The sequence below is a fragment of the Patescibacteria group bacterium genome, assembly GCA_041662665.1.
Taxonomy (GTDB): domain Bacteria; phylum Patescibacteriota; class JABMPQ01; order JABMPQ01; family JAQVVF01; genus JAQVVF01.
On sequence record JBAZSC010000001.1, the window covers coordinates 375235 to 397973 of the forward strand.

Genomic DNA, 22739 nt, shown 5'->3' on the forward strand with positions numbered 1-22739 from the left:
TATCATTGCAGTATAGCTTATAACTTACAACTTTTAACTTATAACTTCGATGCCACAAGATAATCTCATTAAATTAGAATGCACTGTTTGCAAGAGCATTAATTATTATTCTCGCAAGAACAAAAAAGTTCTTAAAAATAAAATTGAGATCAAAAAATTCTGCAAGAAATGCAAGAAACATACTCTACACAAAGAGACTAAATAACAAATTCCAAATTCCAAACAAATCCCAAATTACAAAAAACAAACCAATAAAACAATTTTGTAGTTTGTGATTTGTAATTTGTTTGTGTTTTTGGGATTTGGGATTTTAACACAAGGGGATGTAGTTAAATGGTATAACTGCGGTCTCCAAAACCGCTGTCGAGGGTTCGATTCCTTCCATCCCCGTTCTATTTATGCTACAATATTAATATGAGCACAAATAGTCGGGAAAATTTTTTAAAGATCTATGCCAATATACCATTGAGTATTAGGCAAGAGATTGTTATAACTTTAGATGATAAGCCAATCACATGGGATGTGGCTTTTTTTTGAGATTCAAAATAGTACTAAGAAAAGCAAAATAATTTTAGAAAAATTAGAATTATTAGAAATTATTTAAGATAATAATATGAAAAATAACGACACTTTAATTAAAAAAGCTGATGTTCAAAAAATCGCTGACAACGGAACAAGAATTTACGAAAAAGTAAAAACAGAATATGATCCAAAAGAAAAAGGAAAATTTTTAGCAATTGATATTGATAGCAAAAAATTATATTTAGGAAAAACAAGCATTGAGGCAGTTGAAAAGGCAAAGCAAGTACATCCAAACAAAGTTTTTTTTGTTGTTAAAATAGGCTACGATACCGTAGAATCAATGGCAAGATTATTTTCTAAAACAAAATAAAAATGATTAAGGGAATTTTTATTGAAAATACGCCTTTCATTAAAATTATTATTGGCTGGGAACAATCAATACAAACGCCTTTTGCAATACTTGATACAGGATTTACCGGTGATTTACAAGTTACTCCAAAAATTGCCAAAGAATTAGGATTAGAAGTAATTGAAGTTATCAAGATGCAAATGGCAAACGGACAAATTGTTGAAATTCCAGCTGCTCATGCCGTAGTTGTAATGGAAGGCAAAAAGGAATTAGTTCAAGTTTTAATTTCTGAAAATCTGCCTTTAATTGGCATCAGCTTATTATCGAAATTTAAGTACAAAGCTATTCTAAATTGCAAACATAAAACAGTTGAATTAGAAAAAGCTAAATAAATTTCAATAAAACAAAAAAATGACAAAAGAAGACATAAAAGAAATGCGTAAGATAGTTTCTGAAACAACTGGAAAATTAATTAAGGATTCAGAAGAAAGAATGGAGAAAAAAATGCGCATAGTTTTTTGCGAAGGCGCAGAAAAATTGATTTTGCCAAGTGTTAAAAGTATGATTAAAGATTCAGAAAATAAAATAGATCTTAAGTTGGAAAAACAAAAAAAAGAAATTGTGCATGAATTACAAGATAGCAATGATGCTTTGGCTAAAGAAGTAAAAGATTTCAGAGAAGAACAGGCTTCGAAGAGTTATGTTTTGGAACAATTAGACGAAAAATATATTGATCATGAAAAGCGCATTATCGTTTTGGAAGAAAAAACAGCTTAAATTTTAATATAAAACAAAAATGACAAAAAAATTATCAACAATTTTAGCGCTAATTTTCGGGCTATTTTTTTTGTTTCAAAATTCTCATGCAGCTAATCCTTGGCCAGCTGGAACTGGCACTGATATTGGCACAAATTTACCGCCAGACCCTATAGTTTATGAACCAAGCGGTCTTGCGTGGCAAAGCAGATTAGGTACTTTGTTTGTCGTAGGCGATTCAGGCAATATTACAGAAATGACTAACGATGGCAGTATTTTACATAATTGGTATTATGGCAGCGCCTTTGATTTAGAAGGCATCGCCGTTGCCAATCCAGATTCTAATTATGTTTATGTCGGTCGTGAAGATAATCGCACAATTTATGAATTTGATTTAAATACTTGGCAATTATCTGGAAAATCTTGGGATTTGTCATCTTGGATGCCGGATATTCCAAATCAAGGCTTAGAGGCATTAACATATGTTCCAAATGGGGATCATCCATATTCTAATTCTGCTTCAGGTGGTTTATTTTACGCCGGTCATCAAAGTGATGGCAAAATTTATGTTTTTGATGTCAATTTAAGTGCTAGCGGTTCAGTCAATTTTATCAGCACAATTACTCCTCAAGCTGGAACAACAGATTTATCAGGTCTTGATTTTGAGCCATCAACCCAAATTTTATATGCCATTTTTGATAGTTCAGATTTATTAGTAGAAATGCAAGCAAATGGCACAGTTTTAAATAGCTATAATGTGCCAGGAACAGCACAAGAGGGAATTTCTGTACAACCAAATTGTCCAAACACAACTACAAATATTTATTTAGCAGAAGATGCTACTCCACAGATTTTTAAATATTCAAATTATCCAAATTATTATCAAAATTGTACACAAGTTATTGAAGAGGAAGAAAGACAACAAGAAGAAGAGAATCTTCAAGACGATTCAAGAATAACTTTAGTGCAAGCTTTAAATGGCTATACTTTAACTGGTCAAAAATTAATAATTTATTTCAAGAATTTACCAAGCAATTTAACAAAAGATTCAGCCTATTGGATGAAATGGACACAATATAATAAATATCCTCCAAAATGGATTAATAAAGAAAATAAGACTCTAAAAAGATATTGGCGTCTTGAAACAAATCTCAAAAATTACGTTCCAGCTGATTCTACACAAAAATATAAGATTCAAGTTACTTTTAAATATAATAAAAAGCTTTATAATAATTTAAAGAAAAAACAAAGTGATCTAAAAAAATCAGATTTAATTTTAAAATTTAGAACAAAAAAAACAGAATGGAAAAAATTAACTAAATACTGGAAGAACACAAAAATTGTTCACGTCAAAAATAAAAGACAAATTAAAGTTAAATATTTTACGAAATTCAAAAAGACAAATTACTATTTCGGCATTGGCGTTGAATAGTTTTTTTACGAGAATTATGAATAATGAATCAGGAATCATGACTTGAATAATGAGTAATGAATTTAGAATTCGATATTCTTAATTCATGCTTCAAATCATGATTCATAATTCGTTATTCATAATTCTTTTTTGATTGACTTTATTTTAATCTCAGAATAAACTATACCAGTTATGACAAGAAAACCAGAAATAATGAGCCCAATTCGCGATTTTGCCTCACTAGCCGCCTGCAAAAATTATGCAGATGCAGTCTATTTTGGCATCTCTGATAGTCTAAGCATGCGCGCTCATTCAGGTATTAAGATAGGCTATATGGCTAAATTCATTAAAAAATGCCACTCCTTTAAGATCAAGGCCTATCTAACAATTAATAGCGCTATCTATAATAACGATTTAACTAGAGCAGAAAAACTGATAAAAAAGGCTAAGGCATCAAAAATAGATGCCATTATCATCTGGGATTTGAGTTTAATTGAAATAGCTAAAAAATACCGCCTACCTTTTTTCATCTCAACTCAAGCCAATATTTGTAATTTTAAAACAGCCCAATTTTACCAAAAATTAGGCGCCAAAAGAATCGTTTTAGCGAGAGAAATGTCTTTAAAACAAATTAAAGAATTAAGAAAAAAAGTTAAAATTGAAATAGAAACATTTGTTCATGGCGCAATGTGTTTGGCAATTTCTGGACGCTGTATTCTATCAAGCTATTTATATGACACATCTGCAAATTGCGGAGCCTGTGCACAGCCTTGCCGTAAAGAATGGATTTTGCAAGATTCAGAAGGAAACAAATTAGTTAATCAAGGCCAATATTTTATGTCTGCCAAAGATTTGTGCATGATTAAATATGTTCCAGAATTAATTAAAGCAGGTATAGATTCATTTAAGATTGAAGGCAGACGCAGAGATCCAAGATATATTGAAGTTACTTCTCGCTGTTATAAAGAAGCAGTTGATTCATATTTTGATAAAACCTTTAGCTTAGAAAAAGTAAAAAAATGGCAATCAGAATTAAATACTGTTTATAATCGAGGCTATTCAACTGGTTTTTATTTTAGCAAACCAGATAAGTCAGGCATTAGTTATGAAAAAGCTGATAATGCAAGCATTGTTAAAAAAGTTTTAATTGGCTATGTCACAAATTATTATGCTAATATAAATGTTGCTGAAATTGATTTAAAACATCATTCGCTAAAAATTGGTGATAAAATTTTAGTAGAAGGCAAGACTTCTTTCTTTGAACTAAAAATTAGTTCACTTGAAAATAATCATCATAAAATTCAGAAAGCTAAAAAAGGCGAAATTGTCGCTGTTAAAATGGATAAGAGAGTAAGAAAAAATGACAAAATTTTTATTTTAGAATAATTTGTCATTCTGAGCGAAGCGAAGAATCCCATTAATGAGCAATATAATCATGGGATCCTTCGCTTCGCTCAGGATGACCGTAATAAAAAGGTCGAACCTTACACAAATTCCCCCGTAGAAAAAAAGGAGGGACGAGCAATGGAGGGAATCAATAACAGATATGTATTGATGGCTCTAATTGCCGATCCATACAATTCATCATATGGCAAAGCATTGAAGTCAGGTTTAGAAATTGAATTTCAGCTTTGGGACGGTCGAATTATTTCAGTTAGCAATTTCAAAGAAGAGGGAAAAATTCCTGATTTTCGCACTTCAAACTATTGGTTTCCTGACCACATTGTTGTGCCATTGATGGACAAGCTCATTATCGAAAATCGTTCCTTTGTTCTGAGTGCTGGACGCGGCGATTTGCGTTGTACTATTATTTGGCAGGTCAAGAGTTGAGCAAGTTTTCCACATACAAAGGAGTGAGAAATGCTGATAAAAATGAAAGACAAGAAGGATCTGGCCTCATGGATTGTATTTCATCATGAATATCAAATAGATATAGATAAAACTGATGAATTACAGCTTTGGGATGGTAGGATTATAGTAGGCAGACTTTTACCAGAGAATCCAGAAAAAGTTGACCTTTGGATAGAAAGAAACAACGTGCGTAGCAAGAGAAAGCTATTTAATCAACTTCTCGATCGATTGCTAAGCTCCAGATCTTCTTTTACAATCCAATGTGAAAATATTTTGAAGGTGTGCAGGTTTACTGTTATTTGGGAATTCAAAAAATAATTAAATGTACTTTTGTATCTAAGGCTTGATCATTTTTGATAGCCTTTTTTATTTACGCAAAGTAAAATTTAAGGTAAAATAACACTGTCATCCTGAGCCACAGCGAAGGATCCCGTTAATGAACAATGGTCTCGAGATTCTTCACTGCGGTTCAGAATGACGGATTATAAATATCATGAATCAAAATCCTACAGAAAATTTAAAAAAATATTTAGATTTAGCGAGAAAATCAAAAACTTTTGAATTTCTTAATATCTTAATATCAGAATATCCGAAGGCTAGTATCTATTTAGTCGGTGGTTTTGTGCGTGACCAAATTTTAGGTTTAGAATCCAAAGATTTAGATTTTGTTGTTACAAAAATTAAGGCAGATGATCTGAAAAAATTTTTAGGAAAATATGGTTCTGTAGAATTAGTCGGTGCTTCGTTTGGTGTTTTTAAATTTGTGCCAAAAGAATCAGAATTTATGAATCAGAAAATGGAAGCTTTTGATATTGCTCTTCCTCGAACAGAAAAATCTTTAGGAACTGGCGCATATCGAGATTTTGATGTCCAATCAGATCCAGAATTGCCAATAGATGTTGATTTATCAAGACGCGATTTGACAATCAATGCCATTGCTTATGATATCAAAAATGATTCTATAGTTGATCCATATTTTGGTCAAAAAGATTTAGCTAATAAAATAATCAAAGCAGTTGGCGAGCCAAAACAAAGATTCCAAGAAGATTATTCCAGAATTTTAAGGGCAATAAGATTTGCTCTAAAATTTAATTTTCAAATTGAAGATAATACTTGGCAAGCAATTAAAGATGACGCTCCAAAAATTTTAGATGCAGTTCCATTTGAAACAATTTCTAAAGAATTATTGAAATCTTTAGACGCAAATCCAGTTAGATTTTTAGATCTTTATGATCAAAGCAAATTATTAAATATAATTTTGCCAGAAGTAGAAGAATGCAAAGGTGTTATTCAGCCAAAAGAATTTCATGAAGAAGGCGATGTTTATGAACATACAAAATTAGCGTTAACTTTTATTCCCAAAAATTCTACTGTCAGATTTAAACTAGCAACTTTATTGCATGACATTGGCAAACCAAGCACAACTAAAACTCCAGAAAAAGATGGTGTTGAAAGAGTGCGCTCTGACGAACATGCCGAAGTCGGTGCAGAAATTACTGGCTATATATGCAATCGCTTAAAATTGCCAAATAATTTATCAAACGAAATAGTTTGGCTGGTAAAATACCACATGTTTTTTGTTTCAGGAAAAGTTGAAGATATGCGTCCAAACACAATCAAAAAATATTTTATTGATAATCCAAAATTAGGTGATGAACTTTTGGATTTATATTATGTTGATACAAAGGCATCATTTGGTCCAACTCAAGAAAAAAATTTAGCAAGAATTACTGAAGTTCGCGATTATATTAATAATATGCGTGAACAATTTAGAAAATCAGAAATAAAAACTTTCCGACATGTTATCGATGGACAAGATATTATGAAAGAATTTAATTTAAAACCTGGAAAAGAAATTGGAGAATATTTGGAAAAAGCAGATAAATTTATTTTGGAATTTGTTACCAAAAATGGGGAAGAGCCTAGTAAAGAAGAAGTCCTAAAAAGTCTAAAATCCTAAATTCTAAATCCTAAACAAATTCAAATGACTAAAATCAAAATGATCAAAAGTCGATTTGAAATTTAGTATTTGAATTTTTAATTTGTTTAGAGTTTAGGATTTAGTGCTTTGAGTTTTAATTAAAAAAATATGTTATACGATTTAATTATAATTGGTGCCGGACCAGCAGGTTACACATCAGCAATTTACGCAGCTAGATACAAAATCAATACTTTAGTTTTGGCAAAAGAAATCGGTGGTCTAGCAATGTCTGCTCCGAAAGTAGAGAACTGGCCAGGTGTTTTAGGAAAAACAGGAATTGAATTAATGGCTGATTTTAAAAAACACGTTGAGCATTATGGTGTTAAAATTTTAATGGAAGAAATTTCAGATATTAAAAAAGAAAATAATCTTTTCACAATTTTAACAGAAACTCAACATTATCAAGCAAAGTCAATAATCTTAGCGCTAGGTTCAGAAAGACGAAAATTAAATATTCCTGGCGAAAAAGAATTAACTGGCAAAGGTGTTGCTTATTGCGCCACTTGTGATGCAATTTTCTGCAAAAATAAAATCATTGCAGTAGTTGGTGGTGGAAATTCAGCTGCTGTTTCAGCATTACTTTTATCTGAATATGTGAGCAAAGTTTACATGATTTATCGTAAATCAAAATTAAAAGCCGAACCAATATGGGTTGACCAGATTTTAAAAAATAAAAAAATAGAAATTATATATAATGCAAATGTAATTGAAGCAAAGGGTGAAAAATTTTTAGAAAAAATTGTTTTAGACAATAAAAAAGAATTACAAGTTGGCGGATTATTTATAGAAATTGGAGCTAAACCTCAAACAGAATTAGCAAAATGTTTAAATGTTAAATTAGATAAAAATAATTTAATCATTATTGATCAAGCTTGCAAAACAAATGTTGACGGCGTATTTGCAGCTGGCGATATTACAACTGGCTCAAATGAATTAAAACAAATTGTAACTGCAGCATCCGAAGGTGCAATTTCCGCTACATCAGTTTATGAATACTTAAAGGCGAGTAACAAGTAACTAGTAACAAGTAACTAGGATGAGATAATACTGTCATTTAGTTTTTTATCGACAAAAATATTATTTTGTAATATATTTATATATCGTACTTTTTGATCGAGCCAAAGGAGGAGGAGAAAATGGAAGAACGAATAACACAAAGTCTAGTAAAAACATGTTCTCTCTGTTTAAATAATTTTGCAGATTTGGTGGAAGTTTCAAAGATAGCCGGCTATGATTTTATGCTTCCAGATGATAAAGAAAAACATGTTATTGGTTTGATTCCAGATTGTGTAACTTATTTAGTTTTCATTCTCACAGAAGGAAAGTTCGAACTCAAGTCTGCAAATCAGATCTTCTCATCTCGTGGATTAGATTTTGTCGCAAGTGTAATGGAACGATTTGCCGGAGATTTTCATATCATTTATATCAAAGACAGCAGTTTCATTTACGAATTAAAGATTGAAAAAGGCAAAAGAACAGTTGAAAGAAGAGTCGAATTAGATGAGTTCCTTCATTAGATGATTAATTTCATCTTTTTTTATTTCTTGTCTCAATCCGTCAAATTTGGTAAAATAACTATATAAAAATTCAATAAACAAATTCCAAATCCTAAACAATTTACAAATTACAAAACACAAAATATCTTTGTAATTTGATTAAAAAAATTGTATTCCAATTTTTTTAATTGTGGTTTGTTTGGAATTTGAGATTTGTAATTTAATTTAACTTTATGTTAAAAATTGTAATTCTAGCAGGAGGAACAGGAACTCGTTTTTGGCCACAAAGTAGAGAATCAACTCCAAAACAATTCAGTAAAATCATTGCTGACAAGACAATGATTGAATTAACTTATGAAAGGTTTTTGGCTGATTTCAAAAAAGAAGATATCTATTTTTCAACCAATCAAAAATTCGCCAAAATTATTAAAAAAATATTTCCAAAAGTTAGCAAGGAAAATATTATTATTGAGCCAGAAAAAAGAGATACAGCACCAGCAATGGGTTTTGTTGCTGCATATTTAGACAACAAATTTCCAAATGATCCTATGGTTTTTATTCCATCAGATCATTATATTGCAGATGTTAAAAAATTTATCCAATCATTAAAGTTGGCAAGTAAATTTATTGAAAAAACTGGCAAGATGATGGACATTGCAATTACTCCAAATTTTCCAAGCACCGTTTTAGGATACACTCATATTGGCAAAAAAAGCCAAGAAACAAATGGCATTAAAATTTATGAATTTAAAGGTCATGTTGAAAAGCCAGATTACAAAACAGCAGAACGATATTTAAAAGCTGGCGATTATTTATGGCATGCTAATTTTTATATGTGGACTCCAAAATTATTTTTAGAAGCTTACAAAAAATATTCACCAATCCATTACAAATCTTTAGCCAAAATTAAAGAATATTTAAAAAACAAAGATCTAAAAAAGGCAGATGATGAATTTAAGAAAATGCCAAAAGATTCAATTGATTATGCTATTACTGAAAAAATGGATCCAAAAGATGTCTTAATTATCAAAGGTGAATTTGGCTGGAGTGATATTGGCGCTTGGGATGTTTTGTATGATCAATTATCAAAAGAACAAGATGCTTCAAAGAATATGGTCAAAGCAGTTTGGGAAGGTTTAGATACAACAGGCTGTTTAGTTTACGGCCCAAAGGATAAAATCATTGCCACAATTGGTGTAGATGATATGATCATTATCGACACTCCTGATGCCTTATTAGTCTGTCCGCAAAGCAGAGCCCAAGATGTCAAGAAAATTGTGGAGAGTTTGAAAGCGAAGAAGAAGGAGAAATATTTATAATGAAGTATGAATAATGAATTATGAATTATGACTAGAATAATGAATCTAGAATAGAGAATCATTCTTTATTCATTATTCTTAATTCATAATTCTTGATTTAACATGGACATCATCAAAAAAGCAATCAGTAAAAATAATATTCAAGCAAATAAGCCATCAAAATATCTTAACCAAAAGAATTACAATCTCTCTAGGTTAATAATTGTTGCAGTTATTGCTGTTTTGTTTTTGTTTGCAATATATTTTAACCATCAATTTTATAAATCAAATAGCAAAACAAGCAAATTTATAGAATTCAATGTTTCGCAAGGAGAAAATATTTCACAAATTGCTAAAGATTTGCATAGCCAAAATTTAATTCGCAGCGAATTTTATTTTAAAACTTATGTTTCTTTGAAGCATGCAAGCCAAAAAATTAATCCAGGCAAATATGAGCTTAATCAAAAAATGAGCGTTGCTGATATTGCTGGCATGATCATCGGCAACAAATCTTCAAAGCAACAAAAAATAGTGATTATAGAGGGCTGGAATTCCAAACAAATTGCAGAATATCTTGGCGATCTATATGCAAAAATAATGCCAGCAAGAATGTTAAATACGATGAATTAAAAAATGATTTTAAAGAAAAATTTTTAGCAGAAGTTAATAATCCGCAAAAATATAATTATGATTTTTTAGCTGATTTGCCAAAAAATGCCACACTCGAAGGATATCTTTATCCTGACACATATTTTATTTATGCAGATTCAACTCCTGAAACAATTATCAGAAAAATGTTAGATAATTTTGGCAAGAAAGTAACAAAAGATATTAGAGAACAGGCAAAAAGCAAGAATATGACTTTGAATCAAGTTTTGACAATGGCATCAATTATTCAAAAAGAAGTAAAGACGCCTGAAGAAATGAAGCTGGCAGCCGGTCTTTATTTTAATCGCTTGAATGCAAATAAAGCATTAGAATCAGATTCAACTATTACTTATGTCACTGGAAATTATGATAGCCGAGCTTCAACAGAAGATTTGAAAATCAAAAGTCCATACAATACATATACTCATAATGGTTTGCCACCAGGACCAATTAGTAATCCAAGCTTGATAGCAATTACAGCAGTTTTAAATCCAACAGAAAGCGATTATATGTTTTTTATCACAGATAAATCTGGCAAAGCAATTTTTAGTGTAACTGGCGAGGAGCATGTTGAAAATGTTGAAGAGCATTTGAATAATTAGAAATTAGAAATGAGAAATGAGAAATGAGAATAGGTGTTCACATATCCCAGGCTCTCATTTCACATCTCTAAAAAAAATAAAACCCTAGCAATAGGGTATTTTTAATGAGCTTGATTTTGATTTTCTTGTCTAGAATGATAAATTTCTAGACGATAAATTGGAATATTTTGAGAATTTTGAAAACAAATTTTTACATATATTCCTCTAATCTCAAAAACTTCAATACGTACGCCACAAACTTCAAAGTATTGTCCTGCAAAAAGTACGACTTGTCCTCTCAAAGCGATTTCGTATGCATTATTTACTGTAATTCCATTTTTCGTATGTTCAACATTGAAATAAACAGTAGATTTTGTTATCTTTTCTACTGTTAATTTATTATCATCTCCGATCATCACTGATTCGCCAGATTTTCTAGTTAGAAAGAGCATCTCTCTCCCTCCTGCGTGGTTGTGAGAGCAAAAAAATAATAACTGAAAATTAAAATTTTGTCAAATAAAAAACCCTAATTAATAGGGTATAGTTCTTAAGGTACTTTTTTCATGCATTTGATCATATATTTCTTGGCGAAGAATTTGAATTGTAACTGGTGCTTCAAAACAGATTCTGACAGAATTCTTGTTAACTTGCATGATCGTTACTCTGACTCCAGATACAATAAAATATTTTTGCGCAGAATGCTCAAAATTGCCTTGGACAGCTAAAGTTTTGCTGTTTGATTTTGTTGTACCATTCGCGCCATCTAAATATTCCGTAATTTTGAAAGTTGCAGTCCTTCGCGATGTTCTGATTAAGGTAATTTTGCATGAGTCATCGATCCTTACAGACTCGTACAAGTTCCTTTCTAGAAACAGCATTTTTTTCTCCTCCTTTGCTTGACTGAACAACTGGAATCTTATCAGAAAACGATATTTTGTCAAATAAAAAACCCTAATGAATAGGGTAATGAAAGATCAATCTGTATATTTATTTGTCTGGAAAATCTTGGATGCAGGACTTATGTTGTTCTGTCAAATATTTGTTATCTGCATGCCATTGGATATTCAGAGTTACAAAAGCAGACACCAAGAATACAAACGATATTCCAAAGAAAAATGCAAGAGTGCGTCGTTTTCGATTCAAGTCTAGAATAAGGATTAGAAAAGAAATTCCGCTAACAAAGAACAAAATTCCAAGAACAAAAAGAAATATTGGCAAGAAAGCATACAAAAGTGCGGCATACATTGTATCCATTTCCTCCTCCTTTGTCCTCCGTGAGCAACGTTAAAGAATACATTTTCTTGATAATATTGTCAATATTTTTCTTTCCTCTTGACAATATAATATTTTTTGCTAAACTATAATTACTTACAAATAAATATTCCAGAGACAGTAAGTTTCAGCACAAGCTGAGTAATTCTTGCCGAGGAAAAAACGAGTAACTAGTCATAAGTAACTAGTAATTAGTTTATCATCCTACGGCAAAGTAGGATTTTTTAATAAATAAAAAGTTGAATTTTCGCAGCGCCTGCATCAACGCACATCAGCGTAGATCAGCGTTAGAATCTGCGTTTAATCAGCTTCTACGAATATATGGCAAAGACAAGAATTGAAAAAGAAAAGATGGTTAAGGAAACATCTGATAAATTAAATAAAGCAAAATCATTAGTTTTTGCTAATTTTACAGGATTGAAAGTTAACGAAGTTCAAGAATTAAAAAAAGAAGCAAAAAAGCAAGATGTTGAATTCTCAGTTGTTAAAAATTCTTTATTCAAATTAGCAATGAAGAATTCGGATCTTAAAGATGTCAAGATGGAAGAATTCAAAGGCCCTAGAGCAGTTGCATTTGGTTATTCTGATGAAGTTGCGGGAGCAAAAATATTGCACACTTTTGCAAAGAAGCACAAAGTAATGCAATTATTAGGCGGTATTTTAGGCAAAGCTTTGTTATCAACTAAAGAAGTTACAAATCTAGCCAAGCTTCCTTCAAAAGAAGAAATGCTTGCCAAAACTGTTGGCACTATCAAAGCTCCTATCACTTCATTTGTTAATGTTATGGCAGGAAATTTAAGAGGCTTGATCAATGTATTAAACGCAGTAAAGGACAAGAAACCTACTAAATAATTAATTTATATAATAACTAATTTGTTAACAAGCTAATCATTAATTAAGTTCTAATTACTGATAACTGTTAACTAATAACTAATTTTATGGCAGAAGAAGTAAAGAAAGCTGAAGAAGCTAAAGAAGAGAAAAAAGAAGTAGTAGTTCCAGAAAAATTCAAAGCCTTAGTAGAAGGAATTGAAAAAATGTCAGTATTGGAACTATCTGAATTGGTAAAAGTTTTGGAAGAAAAATTCGGCGTATCAGCAGCTGCTCCTATGGCTATGGCTATGCCAGGTGCTGCAGGTGCAGATGCAGGTGAAGCTGAAGAAAAAACAGAATTCAATATTGAATTGAAAGCTGTTGGTGATCAAAAGATCCAAGTTATCAAAGCTGTAAAAGAAATTACAGGCAAAGGTCTAAAAGAAGCTAAAGATATGGTAGACAAAGCTCCAGTTGTAGTAAAAGAAAAAGTTGCAAAAGCTGAAGCAGAAGAATTGAAAAAGAAATTAGAAGCTGCAGGTGCAACAGTTGAATTGAAGTAATCGCGAATTTACACAAATTCATCACGAATTTCACGAATACTAAAAACCGAGACATAAATGCCTCGGTTTTTGTTTATGTAATTAATTTAATTTTTTATTTTGTTCAATTTTATTGAGCTCTTGTGTAAAAATTTGCTTTATAAGACCAGCTCCAGTCGTCTCTGCATATTGACGTGAAATTTCACCAGTTGAATATTGCTTTAACAAAGATCTCATGCCATGTGCCAAAGATTCGACCATTTTTTCTTGTTCAGGATCAAGTTCTACTTTTTCTATGCCCGTCTCATCATAAAAATTTTCTCTCGCCATAAATTTTATTAATTATTAATATCCAAATATCTATTTCATCTCAAACATCAACACTTTATTATTACTCAACACGTATCCCTTATTTTTACTTTCATCAATAAATATATCTTTAGCATTTTTGAAATCAGTATTTGCATATTGCTTCAAAACATTTCCATTTTTATCTAAGACGGCCAATCTTTCGTTAGCTGGATCTAAGACATACAAATTATTATAATCTAATAATGTAAATATTTTACTTCCAGAAGCAAAAGATTTATCTAAATTTTTAATTGAAAAATCTTCTTTCTTTCCAGACAAAAAGCTGACAATCTCACCATTATCTTTCAAGACATAAATACTGCCATCAATTGCAAATGAATTAGCATCTTTAATTCCATTATCAACTCCATCTAACCAAGCCTCTCCTTTATTATAGCCATCAATTGTTCTTTGATGCTTCCAGATTTGATCATTAGTATTATCCAAAACATATAATGCATCAAAATAATTTGCAAAAGCAGTAATTTTTTCTTTTGAATCTAATTCAAAATCAACTTTATAAATATTATTATCATCTAATACAAATTCAGAAACAGAATTTGAATCAGTCAAAAACTCAATATAATCTTTAAATAAATTTATTGCGCCATATTTTAAATTGCCAACGCCATTTGATTCATTAGATGCTTTATCTAAAGATTTTTTGTTTTCGTTAACTAAAAATACTTCTGATTTATTTTCATCATAAGAATACAATTTTCCGCCAAGTCCTAAAATTCCTTTAGCATTAAAATCAGCTGGCAAAGAAATTGAATCTAAATTTTCTATTCTTGTAACATTATTAATTTTATCAAGATCTGTTGTTACTCCTTTCAACAAATCTTCAGCATCTTTTTGAAATTTTTTATCTTTTTTGGCATCAATCAAAATAGTCGTTGCTTCAAGAAGAAAACCTTTTGCTTTTTCTTTATCGCCATAGATTAATGAATCAGAAGCTTTCTTTTTCAAATCTTGAGCTTGGACAATTGAATTTTCATCAACTTTTTTTGTTACAGCAACGTCTTTGTTTTCTGGACCTTTGGAATGGAAAAACATAAAAAATCCAAAAATAAAACCTATGCCAACAACACTGCCTAAAATTATTTTTGATTTATTTGGTAAGCCAGCAACGAATGAAAATGCATCAGCAAAGACACCTTTTATTTTATCTAATCCTAATTTTGGTAATTTATTTTCTGATGGCTGTATTCTTGGAGATAGATATGATCGAGTTGAAATCGCTTTTCTGCTTGTTATTCTTCTTTCTGGAACTTTAGATTTTGGTTTTAACGACTTTATAGAACCAGCAACTTTTTCGAAAACAGGCAAGGCATTATCTTTGAATCTCAAAATATTATCTTTTGCTAATTCAATATATTTATTGAATCCTGAAGATTGTTTTTCTCTTTTTCTTGGCAATGTTTTTAAAATGTCGTCATCAGTATCAATATCTAAAGCCGATCTTTTTTGTTTTGCTTCATGATAATTATAAACTTTGTAATCTTCATTTGCTGGACGAACTGGTGGCACTGATTTTTTTTCATCAATTGAACCAACTTCATTTTTATTGGCTCGCTCATTAATTAAATCTTCAATTGTCTGTTTCTTCGTTCTAGGTTTTTTCAAGAAATCAAATTCTTCTTCATAAGCTTCTTTTTCATCTTTTAATTCCAAAACAACAGCTGATAAAGCCGAATTATCGAAATTTTGCAGTAAATTTTTGAAATTAGAAATTGCATCTTTAGCAGAGAATTGCGATAAAGTTCTTTTAACTTTTTCACTCGAAAAATATTTCAAAAAATTCGGAGAAACCATTAATAATTTATCATTAATCTGCATATCTCCAGAAACAACATTAATAAAAGTTTTCATCGGATTTGATTGAGAAGAGCTTGGACCAGTAGTAATATCAATGACTTCATTTTGCCGATATAAAAATATTTTTGTTGATCCAGTATAGGCGATATGTATCTTATTAAAACTTAAAGCTGCAATTCCAACATGCAATTTATCAATCCATTCTACATAGCCTTCAGCTGCTAATGTTGATAATGCCTGATTTAATTTGCTCAAAGCTGATTCAAAATGCCCAAGCATTTGTGTCTTATTTTCTGATGTTTTGAATCTAAAATATTCCTGTTTAATGCATTCAGAAATAATCTCTGACATCTTTGAAGCAAAATCAGTATTCATATCAACATCAACAACAACTGCTAATTTTCCTAATTCATTCATTTTTCTATTTGGCGCATCAAAAACAAAAGACTTGCTAAATGTCTCATTAGTTGAAATATCATGAACTGTTAAATTTTCGTATTTTATTAACATAATACAAATTTGCGAATTTATGCAAATCTACAAATATGCGAATCGAAGTATTCGTATATTCGTATCATTTGCATTATTCGTAAATTCGTATTATATTCTTTTCTAATTTATTATAACTAGACTTTAAAATATTAGCAAGACGCGGAAATATCTTTGCTTGTTGACATTTTATACTGTAAATGATAACATTTTATAAAGTTAATTAACAGCCATGAAAAACGTTCTTGAAAAACTTTTCGGCTCAAAAACAAGAGTAAAAATCTTAAGCTTATTTGTCAAAAATCAAAACAGCAGTTTTTATGTGCGTGAAATTACCAGAAAATTGCAAGAACGAATTAATTCAATCAGAAGAGAATTAGAAAATTTAACAAATGTCGGACTTTTAAAAACATTTGATAAAGATCAAAAAAAGTTTTATAAACTGAATAAAGAAAGTATTATTATCGAAGAATTAAGTTCATTAATCTTAAAAGCAAATATTGTTCCAAAAGAAAAAGTTGCTGATGAAATTAAAAAAATTAAAAGCATTGATTTTGCTGCATTATCTGGAATTTTTACAAGATCAGATAGCAGAGTTGATATTTTAATAATTGGAGATAATGTTGAAAAAAATAAATTAGTAAAAATTATTAATGAATTAGAAAAACAGCAAGGACAGGAATTGAATTATACAGTCATGAGCAAAAAAGAATTTGATTACCGCAAAAAAATTGATGATCGATTTTTAAATAGTATTCTAGACAAAAAGCACAAAGTTCTAGTCGACAAATTACAGGATGAAAAGAATAAGAAAAAAGAGCAAGAATTTGGAATGAAATTATTTCGCTAAAATTTAATTATTTTTTTAACTAGTTAAATTATAACTGTCGTAATGGCAGTTTTTTAATCCATTAGAAATTGGAAATTAGATATTAGAAATTAGTAAATTTAATATTAAATTTCTAATTTCTAATATCATCGTTGTTGATAACTTTTCATTACCATTATCGTGGCTTATTTAAGCAAAAAAATAAGAAGAATTTTTCATTCAAATCCTTGACGTAGTATATGAATGGAGTATAATAAACTTGAAATGGAACAAAATGGGACAAAATGGGAGATTTTCAAGATGATATTTTTTATTTAATTTATCCTGATGTTCATTGGCGAATACCAACATTCAATTGATGATCGAGGTCGCTTAGCGATTCCTTCTAAATTTCGTTCCAAAATTAAAAAAGGAGCAGTTGTTACTCGCGGTTTAGACAATTGTCTTTTCCTTTATACAAAAGAAGAATGGGAAAAGTTAGCAAACAAATTAGCTAGCCTTCCAATCAGCCAAGCAAATACCAGAGCATTTTCAAGATTGATGTTGGCTGGAGCAATGGATGTTGATTTAGATAGTCATGGGAGAATAATTATACCTCAATATTTAAGAACATTCTCATCTATCACAAAAAAAGTTATTATCGCTGGATTATATAATCGTTTGGAAATTTGGGATGAAGAAAAATGGACGATATACAAAACAAATACTGAAAAAAATAGCAGTGAAATCGCTGAAAAAATAGGTGAGTTAGGAGTTTAACGAGAATTACGAATCATGAATAATGAATCATGATTTGAATAACGAAGCATGAATTATGAATATCGTCATTAATCATTATTCAAAATTCGTAATTCAAATCATAATTCTTAATTCATAATTCATGATTCATGCAAAGTATCTATCACGTACCTGTCCTTTCAGAAGAAATAATAAAAATCTTTAACCCGCAAAAAAACCAAAATTATATCGATGGAACATTAGGAGATGGCGGACACACAGAAATGTTATTAGAAAAAATAGGTCCTAATGGAAAAGTAATGGCATTTGATTTAGATGGTGATGCAATTATAAGAGCTTCAAAAAGACTAGAAAAATATAAAGACAGAATTATTTTCATCAACAAAAATTTTAAAGAAATAGAAAAAATAGTAAAAGAAAATAAGTTCACAGATATTGCAGGAATTTTATTTGATCTCGGTCTTTCAACTTATCAACTTCAAAGTTCTCGCGGATTTTCATTTCAGACCGAAGGAAAGCTCGATATGAAATTCGATGAATCAACAAGAAAACACAGATCAGCATTTCAAATTGTCAATGAAGCGAAACCAGAAGAATTAAGACACATCTTTAGAAAATATGGAGAAATTCAAAATTATTGGAAATTAACAGATACAATAATTAAAAAAAGAACATTAGGCAAAATAAAAACTAGCCAAGAATTAGCTGAAACTGTAAAATATCTTGCTCCAGAAAGATTTAGAAATAGATATTTAGCTCAAGTTTTTCAAGCAATCAGAATTGCAGTAAATAATGAATTAGAAAATATTACCAATGCCTTAAAGGATTCAATAAAAATAATTGAACCAAAAGGAAAAATTGCAGTTATCTCGTATCATTCTCTAGAAGACAGAATAGTTAAACAATTTTTTCAGACGGAAAGCAAAGGCTGCATTTGTCCGCCAGAAATTCCGATTTGCCAATGCCTACATATCGCATCCTTGAAAATATTAACAAAAAAACCAATTATTCCAACCGAAATAGAAATCAAAAACAATTCAAAAGCGAGATCAGCAAAATTAAGAATCGCTGAAAAAATATAAAAACATAAAAAAATAAACAAAAATAAAATGTCAAAGTATTTAACAATCAACAAAAATTTAAATTCTAAAAATCGTAACAAAACCGTTAAAAACAAATTATCAGCTGGTCCTGTTACTTTAACAATAGTTACAGTTGTCCTATTTTGTGCTTTAGGACTTTTGTTTCTTGCTCAAGTTTTTCAATCTCAGACCAAAAGCTATGAAGTTTTAGAACTAAAACAAAAAGCTGAAGAATTAAAACAAGATAATAAAGATTTAGAAATTAAATCAGCTGAACTTCGATCAATGGATCACATCAAACAATCAGCAAAACAATTAAATCTAGTAGATACAAAAGATATCGTTTATATAAATAAAATCGGCAATTCTGTCGTTGTTATGAATAGATAAAATTAAAAATTAAATATTATCCAACAAAAAAACTCTACTAATATTGCATTTACAAAGGCCGAATCTAGTGACTAACTAGATTTTATATCTAGTGACTAACTAAATATAAAGCTTCTATCCAAATTAATGGATAACCAATTTACATGTTTACGAGACAAGTAAATATGGTAATATAAATGACTAATGGCCATTCACAATAATAGTAGAGCAATTATCATCTTAACAAATTTTTAAGTCTCTATCAAAAGACTAATTTTAAGCACACTTTGTGGATAATTATGAAAAAACAAAGAAACAATCCAATTTTTGATCGTCTAAATTTTTTATTTGTCATAATTATAATAGCTGTCATCGCTATTGTTTTTAAGTTATTTAATCTGCAAGTAGTCAAACATGGCTATTATGAAGCTTTAGCTTCTGGACAGCATAGTTTATTTGAAGAACTAGTACCTGAAAGAGGCGAGATTTATGTTGAAGACAAATTCTCTAAAAAACTTTATCCATTGGCTATTAACAAAAAAATGAATTTAGTATATGCTGTTCCAAAGGATATTGAAGATAAAAATGCAACCAGTATTTTATTATCACCTCTACTTTCAATGTCTAGAAACGATATTTACGATTTAATTTCTGATGAGTCAAAACTATATGTTCCAATAAAGCATAAAGTTGAAAGCGACACAGTAGAACAAATTAAAAATCTAAATCTGACTGGCATCAGCCATCAAACAGAGGATTGGCGATATTATCCTGACAAAGTTTTAGGCTCGCATATTTTAGGTTTTGTTGGCTTTGTCAATGATCAAAAAAAAGGACAATATGGTGTTGAAGGTTTTTATGACAATACACTTTCAGGCAAAAATGGCTTTCTGCAAAGTGAAAAAAATACTTTAGGAGAAATGATTTCTGGCAACTCAAAAAATTTAGTTCAAGGAGCAGAAGATGGCAGTGACATTGTCTTAACAATTGATCGTTTAATTCAAGACAAAGTAGAAACAGTTGTGAAGGATGCAGTTGAAAAAAATGGCGCTGAAAGCGGTTCAGCAATTGTTTTAGATCCGCAAACAGGAGCAATAATTGCCATGGCAGGCTATCCAAATTTTGACCCGAATAGTTATTCTGAAGTTGAAAACGTTAATGATTTCAGCAATTCAAGTATCTACGAACTTTATGAACCTGGATCTGCCTTCAAGCCATTAATTGTTTCTATGGCTCTTGATCAAAGTTTAATTACTCCAGAAACAAAATTTAATGATAACGGTAAAATAGAGATTGGCGAATACACTATCCAAAATTTTGATAAAAAAGCTAACGGCGAATTAACTATTACTCAAATTCTAGAAAAATCAAATAATATTGGCATGGTGCAAATTGCAAGAACCTTGGGCAGAGACAAAATGTATGATTACCTAATTAATTATGGCTTTGATGAAAATACTGGCATCGATTTGGATACAGAAGCTGGTGCAAATGTTAAAAAACCAAATGAATGGTCTGAAATGGATTTTGCTACAATGAGTTTTGGACAAGGAATTGCAACAACTCCATTAAGGTTAATAAATGCAATCGCTTGTGTTGCAAATGGAGGAAGATTATTGAAACCATATATTGTCAAAAAAATTATTAGACCAGACGGATCAGAGGAGACAACAAAACCAAAAGCAGTCCGTCAAGTGATCAAACCTGAAACAGCAGAGACACTATCAGCAATGATGGTTTCAGTAATGGAAAATGGTTTTGGACAGCCAGCAAGAGTTGCAGGTTATAAGCTTGCCGGAAAAACAGGCACAGCTCAAGTTCCAAGCGCTGATGGAAAAGGTTATGATCCAAACAAAAAAATCACCACTTTTGTCGGTTTTGGTCCAATCGAATATCCTCGTTTTGCGATCTTAGTAAAATTAAATAATCCTGGTGGAGATGTGTGGGCGGAATCTGTTACTGGTCCAGCATTCAAATCAATTGCGCAAGAATTATTAAAATATTATCAAATAGCACCGAGTAGCTAAATTCCAAATTACAAATCCCAAATTCCAAACAAAAAACAAATTACAAGCCACAAATATATTCTTGTAATTTGGAATTTGAGATTTGTTTGGAATTTGGTGCTTGTAATTTAATTATCTCATGAAAAATTTACTTCAAAAAATTTTAAAAAGTATTTCAAAATCTATTCTCAAAAAACATAATCCAATCATCATCGGTGTTACCGGCAGTGTCGGAAAAACTGGAACAGTTGAGGCTATTTATCATGTCTTAAAAAATAAATTTTCTGTCAGAAAAACAATTGGCAATTATAATAATGAAATTGGTTTGCCTTTAACAATTATCGGCGAAAAAACAGCTAATCGTTCAATTTTATGTTGGTTAAATATTTTCAATAAAGGCATAAAACAAATTTACTCAAAAGATTATCCAAAAATTTTGGTTCTTGAAATGGGAGTAGATAAACCAAATGACATGGATTATCTGTTAAATTTAGCAACTCCAAATATTTCTGTAATAACTGCAATTGGCAAAAAACCAGTTCATGTTGAATTTTTCAAAAGTCCAAAAGAATTAGTTTCAGAAAAAACAAAAATAATTACTAATTTGAAATCAACAGAAACAGCAATTTTAAATTATGATGACATTGCAGTTCGCTTATCAGCCAAGCAAACAAAAGCAAAAACAATCACTTTCGGTTTTACAAAAGGATCAGAATTGCAAGCAGATAATTTAACACTTAATGCCGATTTTTCGCAAGGACAAAGTTTGCAAGGCTATAGTTTCAAAATGCGCTATCAAGGCAAAGAAGTTCCAGTCAGATTAAAAAATATTTTTAGCAAAACTCAAATTTACGCAGTACTAGCAGCAGCTGCATGTGCAATTTCAATGAAATTTAATTTAATTGAAATTTCAGAAGCGCTATACGATTATCAATCTCCAAAAGGAAGAATGAATTTAATTCCTGGAATTAAAGGAACATATTTAATTGATGACTCATATAATGCCTCGCCAGAAGCAACATTATCAGCTCTAAATGTTTTAAAAGAAATAAAAACATCTGGCCGAAAAATTGCCTGTTTAGCTGACATGTTAGAATTAGGAACTATGACAATAGAAGCCCACAAAGATGTCGGTAAATCAGCATCTCAATCAGCAGATTTTATCGTTGCAGTTGGCAAGGCTTCAGAATATATTGCATCAGAAGCAATTAAATTTGGTTTTCCAAAAGACAAAGTTTTTACATTTCAAAATTCAGAAGAAGCCGGACTTTTCGTCCAAAATAAAATTTTAAAACCTGGCGATATTGTTCTCATCAAAGGCTCACAAAGCATGAGAATGGAAAAAATAACCAAAGAATTAATGGCAGAGCCAGAAAAAGCGCCAGAATTGTTAGTTAGACAAAGTACTGAATGGTTGAAAAAATAAGTACAGTAGGGAACAAAAATTTTTGTTCCCTATTTTTAAGAATTATGCACAATAAAGTATAGTTTGTTTTTAAAACAAAAAAGTTGTATACTTAAATAAACAACGAACTAA

General features: G+C 30.4%; 26 protein-coding genes, 1 tRNA gene and 1 other annotated feature. Of the genes, 23 read left to right on the forward strand and 4 right to left on the reverse strand.

From position 1 onward, the window contains the following. The first annotated feature begins 49 nt into the window (after window positions 1–49). From rpmG to mltG, 15 genes are all read left to right on the forward strand, one after another. Complete coding sequence (rpmG, locus tag WC663_01935) at window positions 50–205, forward strand: 50S ribosomal protein L33 (protein ID MFA6296087.1); 156 nt, start codon at window positions 50–52, stop codon at window positions 203–205. Window positions 206–319: 114 nt separating this feature from the next. Beyond that, window positions 320–390 (forward strand) — tRNA-Trp (locus tag WC663_01940). Between the two features lie 223 nt (window positions 391–613). Further along, complete coding sequence (locus WC663_01945) at window positions 614–892, forward strand: hypothetical protein (GenBank protein MFA6296088.1); 279 nt, start codon at window positions 614–616, stop codon at window positions 890–892. Window positions 893–894: 2 nt separating this feature from the next. Next, the gene (locus WC663_01950) at window positions 895–1263 is read left to right on the forward strand and encodes a hypothetical protein (protein MFA6296089.1); all 369 of its coding nucleotides are present in this window, start codon (window positions 895–897) and stop codon (window positions 1261–1263) included. A 19-nt stretch (window positions 1264–1282) separates the two neighbouring features. Then, window positions 1283–1648, forward strand: a complete 366-nt coding sequence (locus tag WC663_01955; protein MFA6296090.1) for a hypothetical protein — start codon at window positions 1283–1285, stop codon at window positions 1646–1648. Between the two features lie 19 nt (window positions 1649–1667). Next, the gene (locus WC663_01960; protein MFA6296091.1) at window positions 1668–3059 is read left to right on the forward strand and encodes an SdiA-regulated domain-containing protein; all 1392 of its coding nucleotides are present in this window, start codon (window positions 1668–1670) and stop codon (window positions 3057–3059) included. Between the two features lie 171 nt (window positions 3060–3230). Continuing rightward, window positions 3231–4424, forward strand: a complete 1194-nt coding sequence (locus tag WC663_01965; protein MFA6296092.1) for a U32 family peptidase — start codon at window positions 3231–3233, stop codon at window positions 4422–4424. A 138-nt stretch (window positions 4425–4562) separates the two neighbouring features. Continuing rightward, window positions 4563–4868: a hypothetical protein gene (locus WC663_01970; GenBank protein MFA6296093.1), complete on the forward strand. Its 306-nt coding sequence runs from the start codon at window positions 4563–4565 to the stop codon at window positions 4866–4868. A 42-nt stretch (window positions 4869–4910) separates the two neighbouring features. After that, window positions 4911–5207 (forward strand): hypothetical protein, encoded by a 297-nt coding sequence (locus WC663_01975; protein ID MFA6296094.1) that lies wholly within the window; start codon window positions 4911–4913, stop codon window positions 5205–5207. A gap of 175 nt (window positions 5208–5382) precedes the next feature. Continuing rightward, complete coding sequence (locus WC663_01980; protein MFA6296095.1) at window positions 5383–6849, forward strand: HD domain-containing protein; 1467 nt, start codon at window positions 5383–5385, stop codon at window positions 6847–6849. Window positions 6850–6978: 129 nt separating this feature from the next. After that, window positions 6979–7887: an FAD-dependent oxidoreductase gene (locus tag WC663_01985; GenBank protein MFA6296096.1), complete on the forward strand. Its 909-nt coding sequence runs from the start codon at window positions 6979–6981 to the stop codon at window positions 7885–7887. Between the two features lie 119 nt (window positions 7888–8006). After that, window positions 8007–8387 (forward strand): hypothetical protein, encoded by a 381-nt coding sequence (locus WC663_01990; GenBank protein MFA6296097.1) that lies wholly within the window; start codon window positions 8007–8009, stop codon window positions 8385–8387. A 212-nt stretch (window positions 8388–8599) separates the two neighbouring features. Then, window positions 8600–9685 carry a sugar phosphate nucleotidyltransferase gene (locus WC663_01995; GenBank protein ID MFA6296098.1) on the forward strand — a complete coding sequence of 362 codons (1086 nt, stop codon included), beginning with the start codon at window positions 8600–8602 and terminating at the stop codon, window positions 9683–9685. A 102-nt stretch (window positions 9686–9787) separates the two neighbouring features. Next, window positions 9788–10294 (forward strand): endolytic transglycosylase MltG, encoded by a 507-nt coding sequence (locus tag WC663_02000; GenBank protein MFA6296099.1) that lies wholly within the window; start codon window positions 9788–9790, stop codon window positions 10292–10294. Then, a complete protein-coding gene (gene mltG / locus WC663_02005) occupies window positions 10249–10914 on the forward strand; it encodes an endolytic transglycosylase MltG (GenBank protein ID MFA6296100.1) in 666 nt (221 codons plus the stop codon). The genes WC663_02000 and mltG overlap by 46 nt, the downstream gene beginning before the upstream one ends. A gap of 101 nt (window positions 10915–11015) precedes the next feature. Here the strand turns inward: mltG and WC663_02010 are convergent, their stop codons facing one another. Next, entirely contained in the window at window positions 11016–11345 is a 330-nt protein-coding gene (locus tag WC663_02010; protein ID MFA6296101.1) for a carbon storage regulator, read from the reverse strand. 78 nt (window positions 11346–11423) lie between these two features. Beyond that, entirely contained in the window at window positions 11424–11771 is a 348-nt protein-coding gene (locus tag WC663_02015; GenBank protein MFA6296102.1) for a carbon storage regulator, read from the reverse strand. Between the two features lie 487 nt (window positions 11772–12258). Next, window positions 12259–12400: a sequence feature (ribosomal protein L10 leader region), on the forward strand. Window positions 12401–12486: 86 nt separating this feature from the next. On the opposite strand from WC663_02015, the gene rplJ reads away from it, so the two are divergent. Together rplJ and rplL are read left to right on the forward strand one after the other, a co-directional pair. Next, complete coding sequence (gene rplJ / locus WC663_02020) at window positions 12487–13017, forward strand: 50S ribosomal protein L10 (protein ID MFA6296103.1); 531 nt, start codon at window positions 12487–12489, stop codon at window positions 13015–13017. Between the two features lie 86 nt (window positions 13018–13103). Further along, window positions 13104–13541, forward strand: a complete 438-nt coding sequence (gene rplL, locus WC663_02025; protein MFA6296104.1) for a 50S ribosomal protein L7/L12 — start codon at window positions 13104–13106, stop codon at window positions 13539–13541. A gap of 81 nt (window positions 13542–13622) precedes the next feature. Here rplL and WC663_02030 read toward each other — a convergent pair whose 3' ends face one another. Further along, window positions 13623–13850 (reverse strand): hypothetical protein, encoded by a 228-nt coding sequence (locus WC663_02030; GenBank protein ID MFA6296105.1) that lies wholly within the window; start codon window positions 13848–13850, stop codon window positions 13623–13625. A gap of 30 nt (window positions 13851–13880) precedes the next feature. Then, a complete protein-coding gene (locus tag WC663_02035) occupies window positions 13881–16199 on the reverse strand; it encodes a hypothetical protein (protein MFA6296106.1) in 2319 nt (772 codons plus the stop codon). Window positions 16200–16410: 211 nt separating this feature from the next. Here WC663_02035 and WC663_02040 point away from each other — a divergent pair, with 211 nt between their 5' ends. The 6 genes from WC663_02040 to WC663_02065 all read left to right on the forward strand — a co-directional run bounded on the left by WC663_02040 (window position 16411) and on the right by WC663_02065 (window position 22628). Beyond that, window positions 16411–17028 (forward strand): winged helix-turn-helix domain-containing protein, encoded by a 618-nt coding sequence (locus WC663_02040; GenBank protein ID MFA6296107.1) that lies wholly within the window; start codon window positions 16411–16413, stop codon window positions 17026–17028. Between the two features lie 306 nt (window positions 17029–17334). Beyond that, window positions 17335–17766 (forward strand): division/cell wall cluster transcriptional repressor MraZ, encoded by a 432-nt coding sequence (gene mraZ, locus WC663_02045; protein MFA6296108.1) that lies wholly within the window; start codon window positions 17335–17337, stop codon window positions 17764–17766. 128 nt (window positions 17767–17894) lie between these two features. After that, the gene (rsmH, locus tag WC663_02050) at window positions 17895–18827 is read left to right on the forward strand and encodes a 16S rRNA (cytosine(1402)-N(4))-methyltransferase RsmH (protein MFA6296109.1); all 933 of its coding nucleotides are present in this window, start codon (window positions 17895–17897) and stop codon (window positions 18825–18827) included. A 27-nt stretch (window positions 18828–18854) separates the two neighbouring features. Continuing rightward, on the forward strand, window positions 18855–19217 hold the full coding sequence (locus WC663_02055; protein ID MFA6296110.1) for a septum formation initiator family protein: 363 nt from the start codon (window positions 18855–18857) through the stop codon (window positions 19215–19217). A 278-nt stretch (window positions 19218–19495) separates the two neighbouring features. Then, entirely contained in the window at window positions 19496–21223 is a 1728-nt protein-coding gene (locus WC663_02060) for a penicillin-binding protein 2 (protein MFA6296111.1), read from the forward strand. Between the two features lie 118 nt (window positions 21224–21341). Next, window positions 21342–22628, forward strand: a complete 1287-nt coding sequence (locus WC663_02065; protein ID MFA6296112.1) for a Mur ligase family protein — start codon at window positions 21342–21344, stop codon at window positions 22626–22628. Window positions 22629–22739 lie beyond the last annotated feature (111 nt).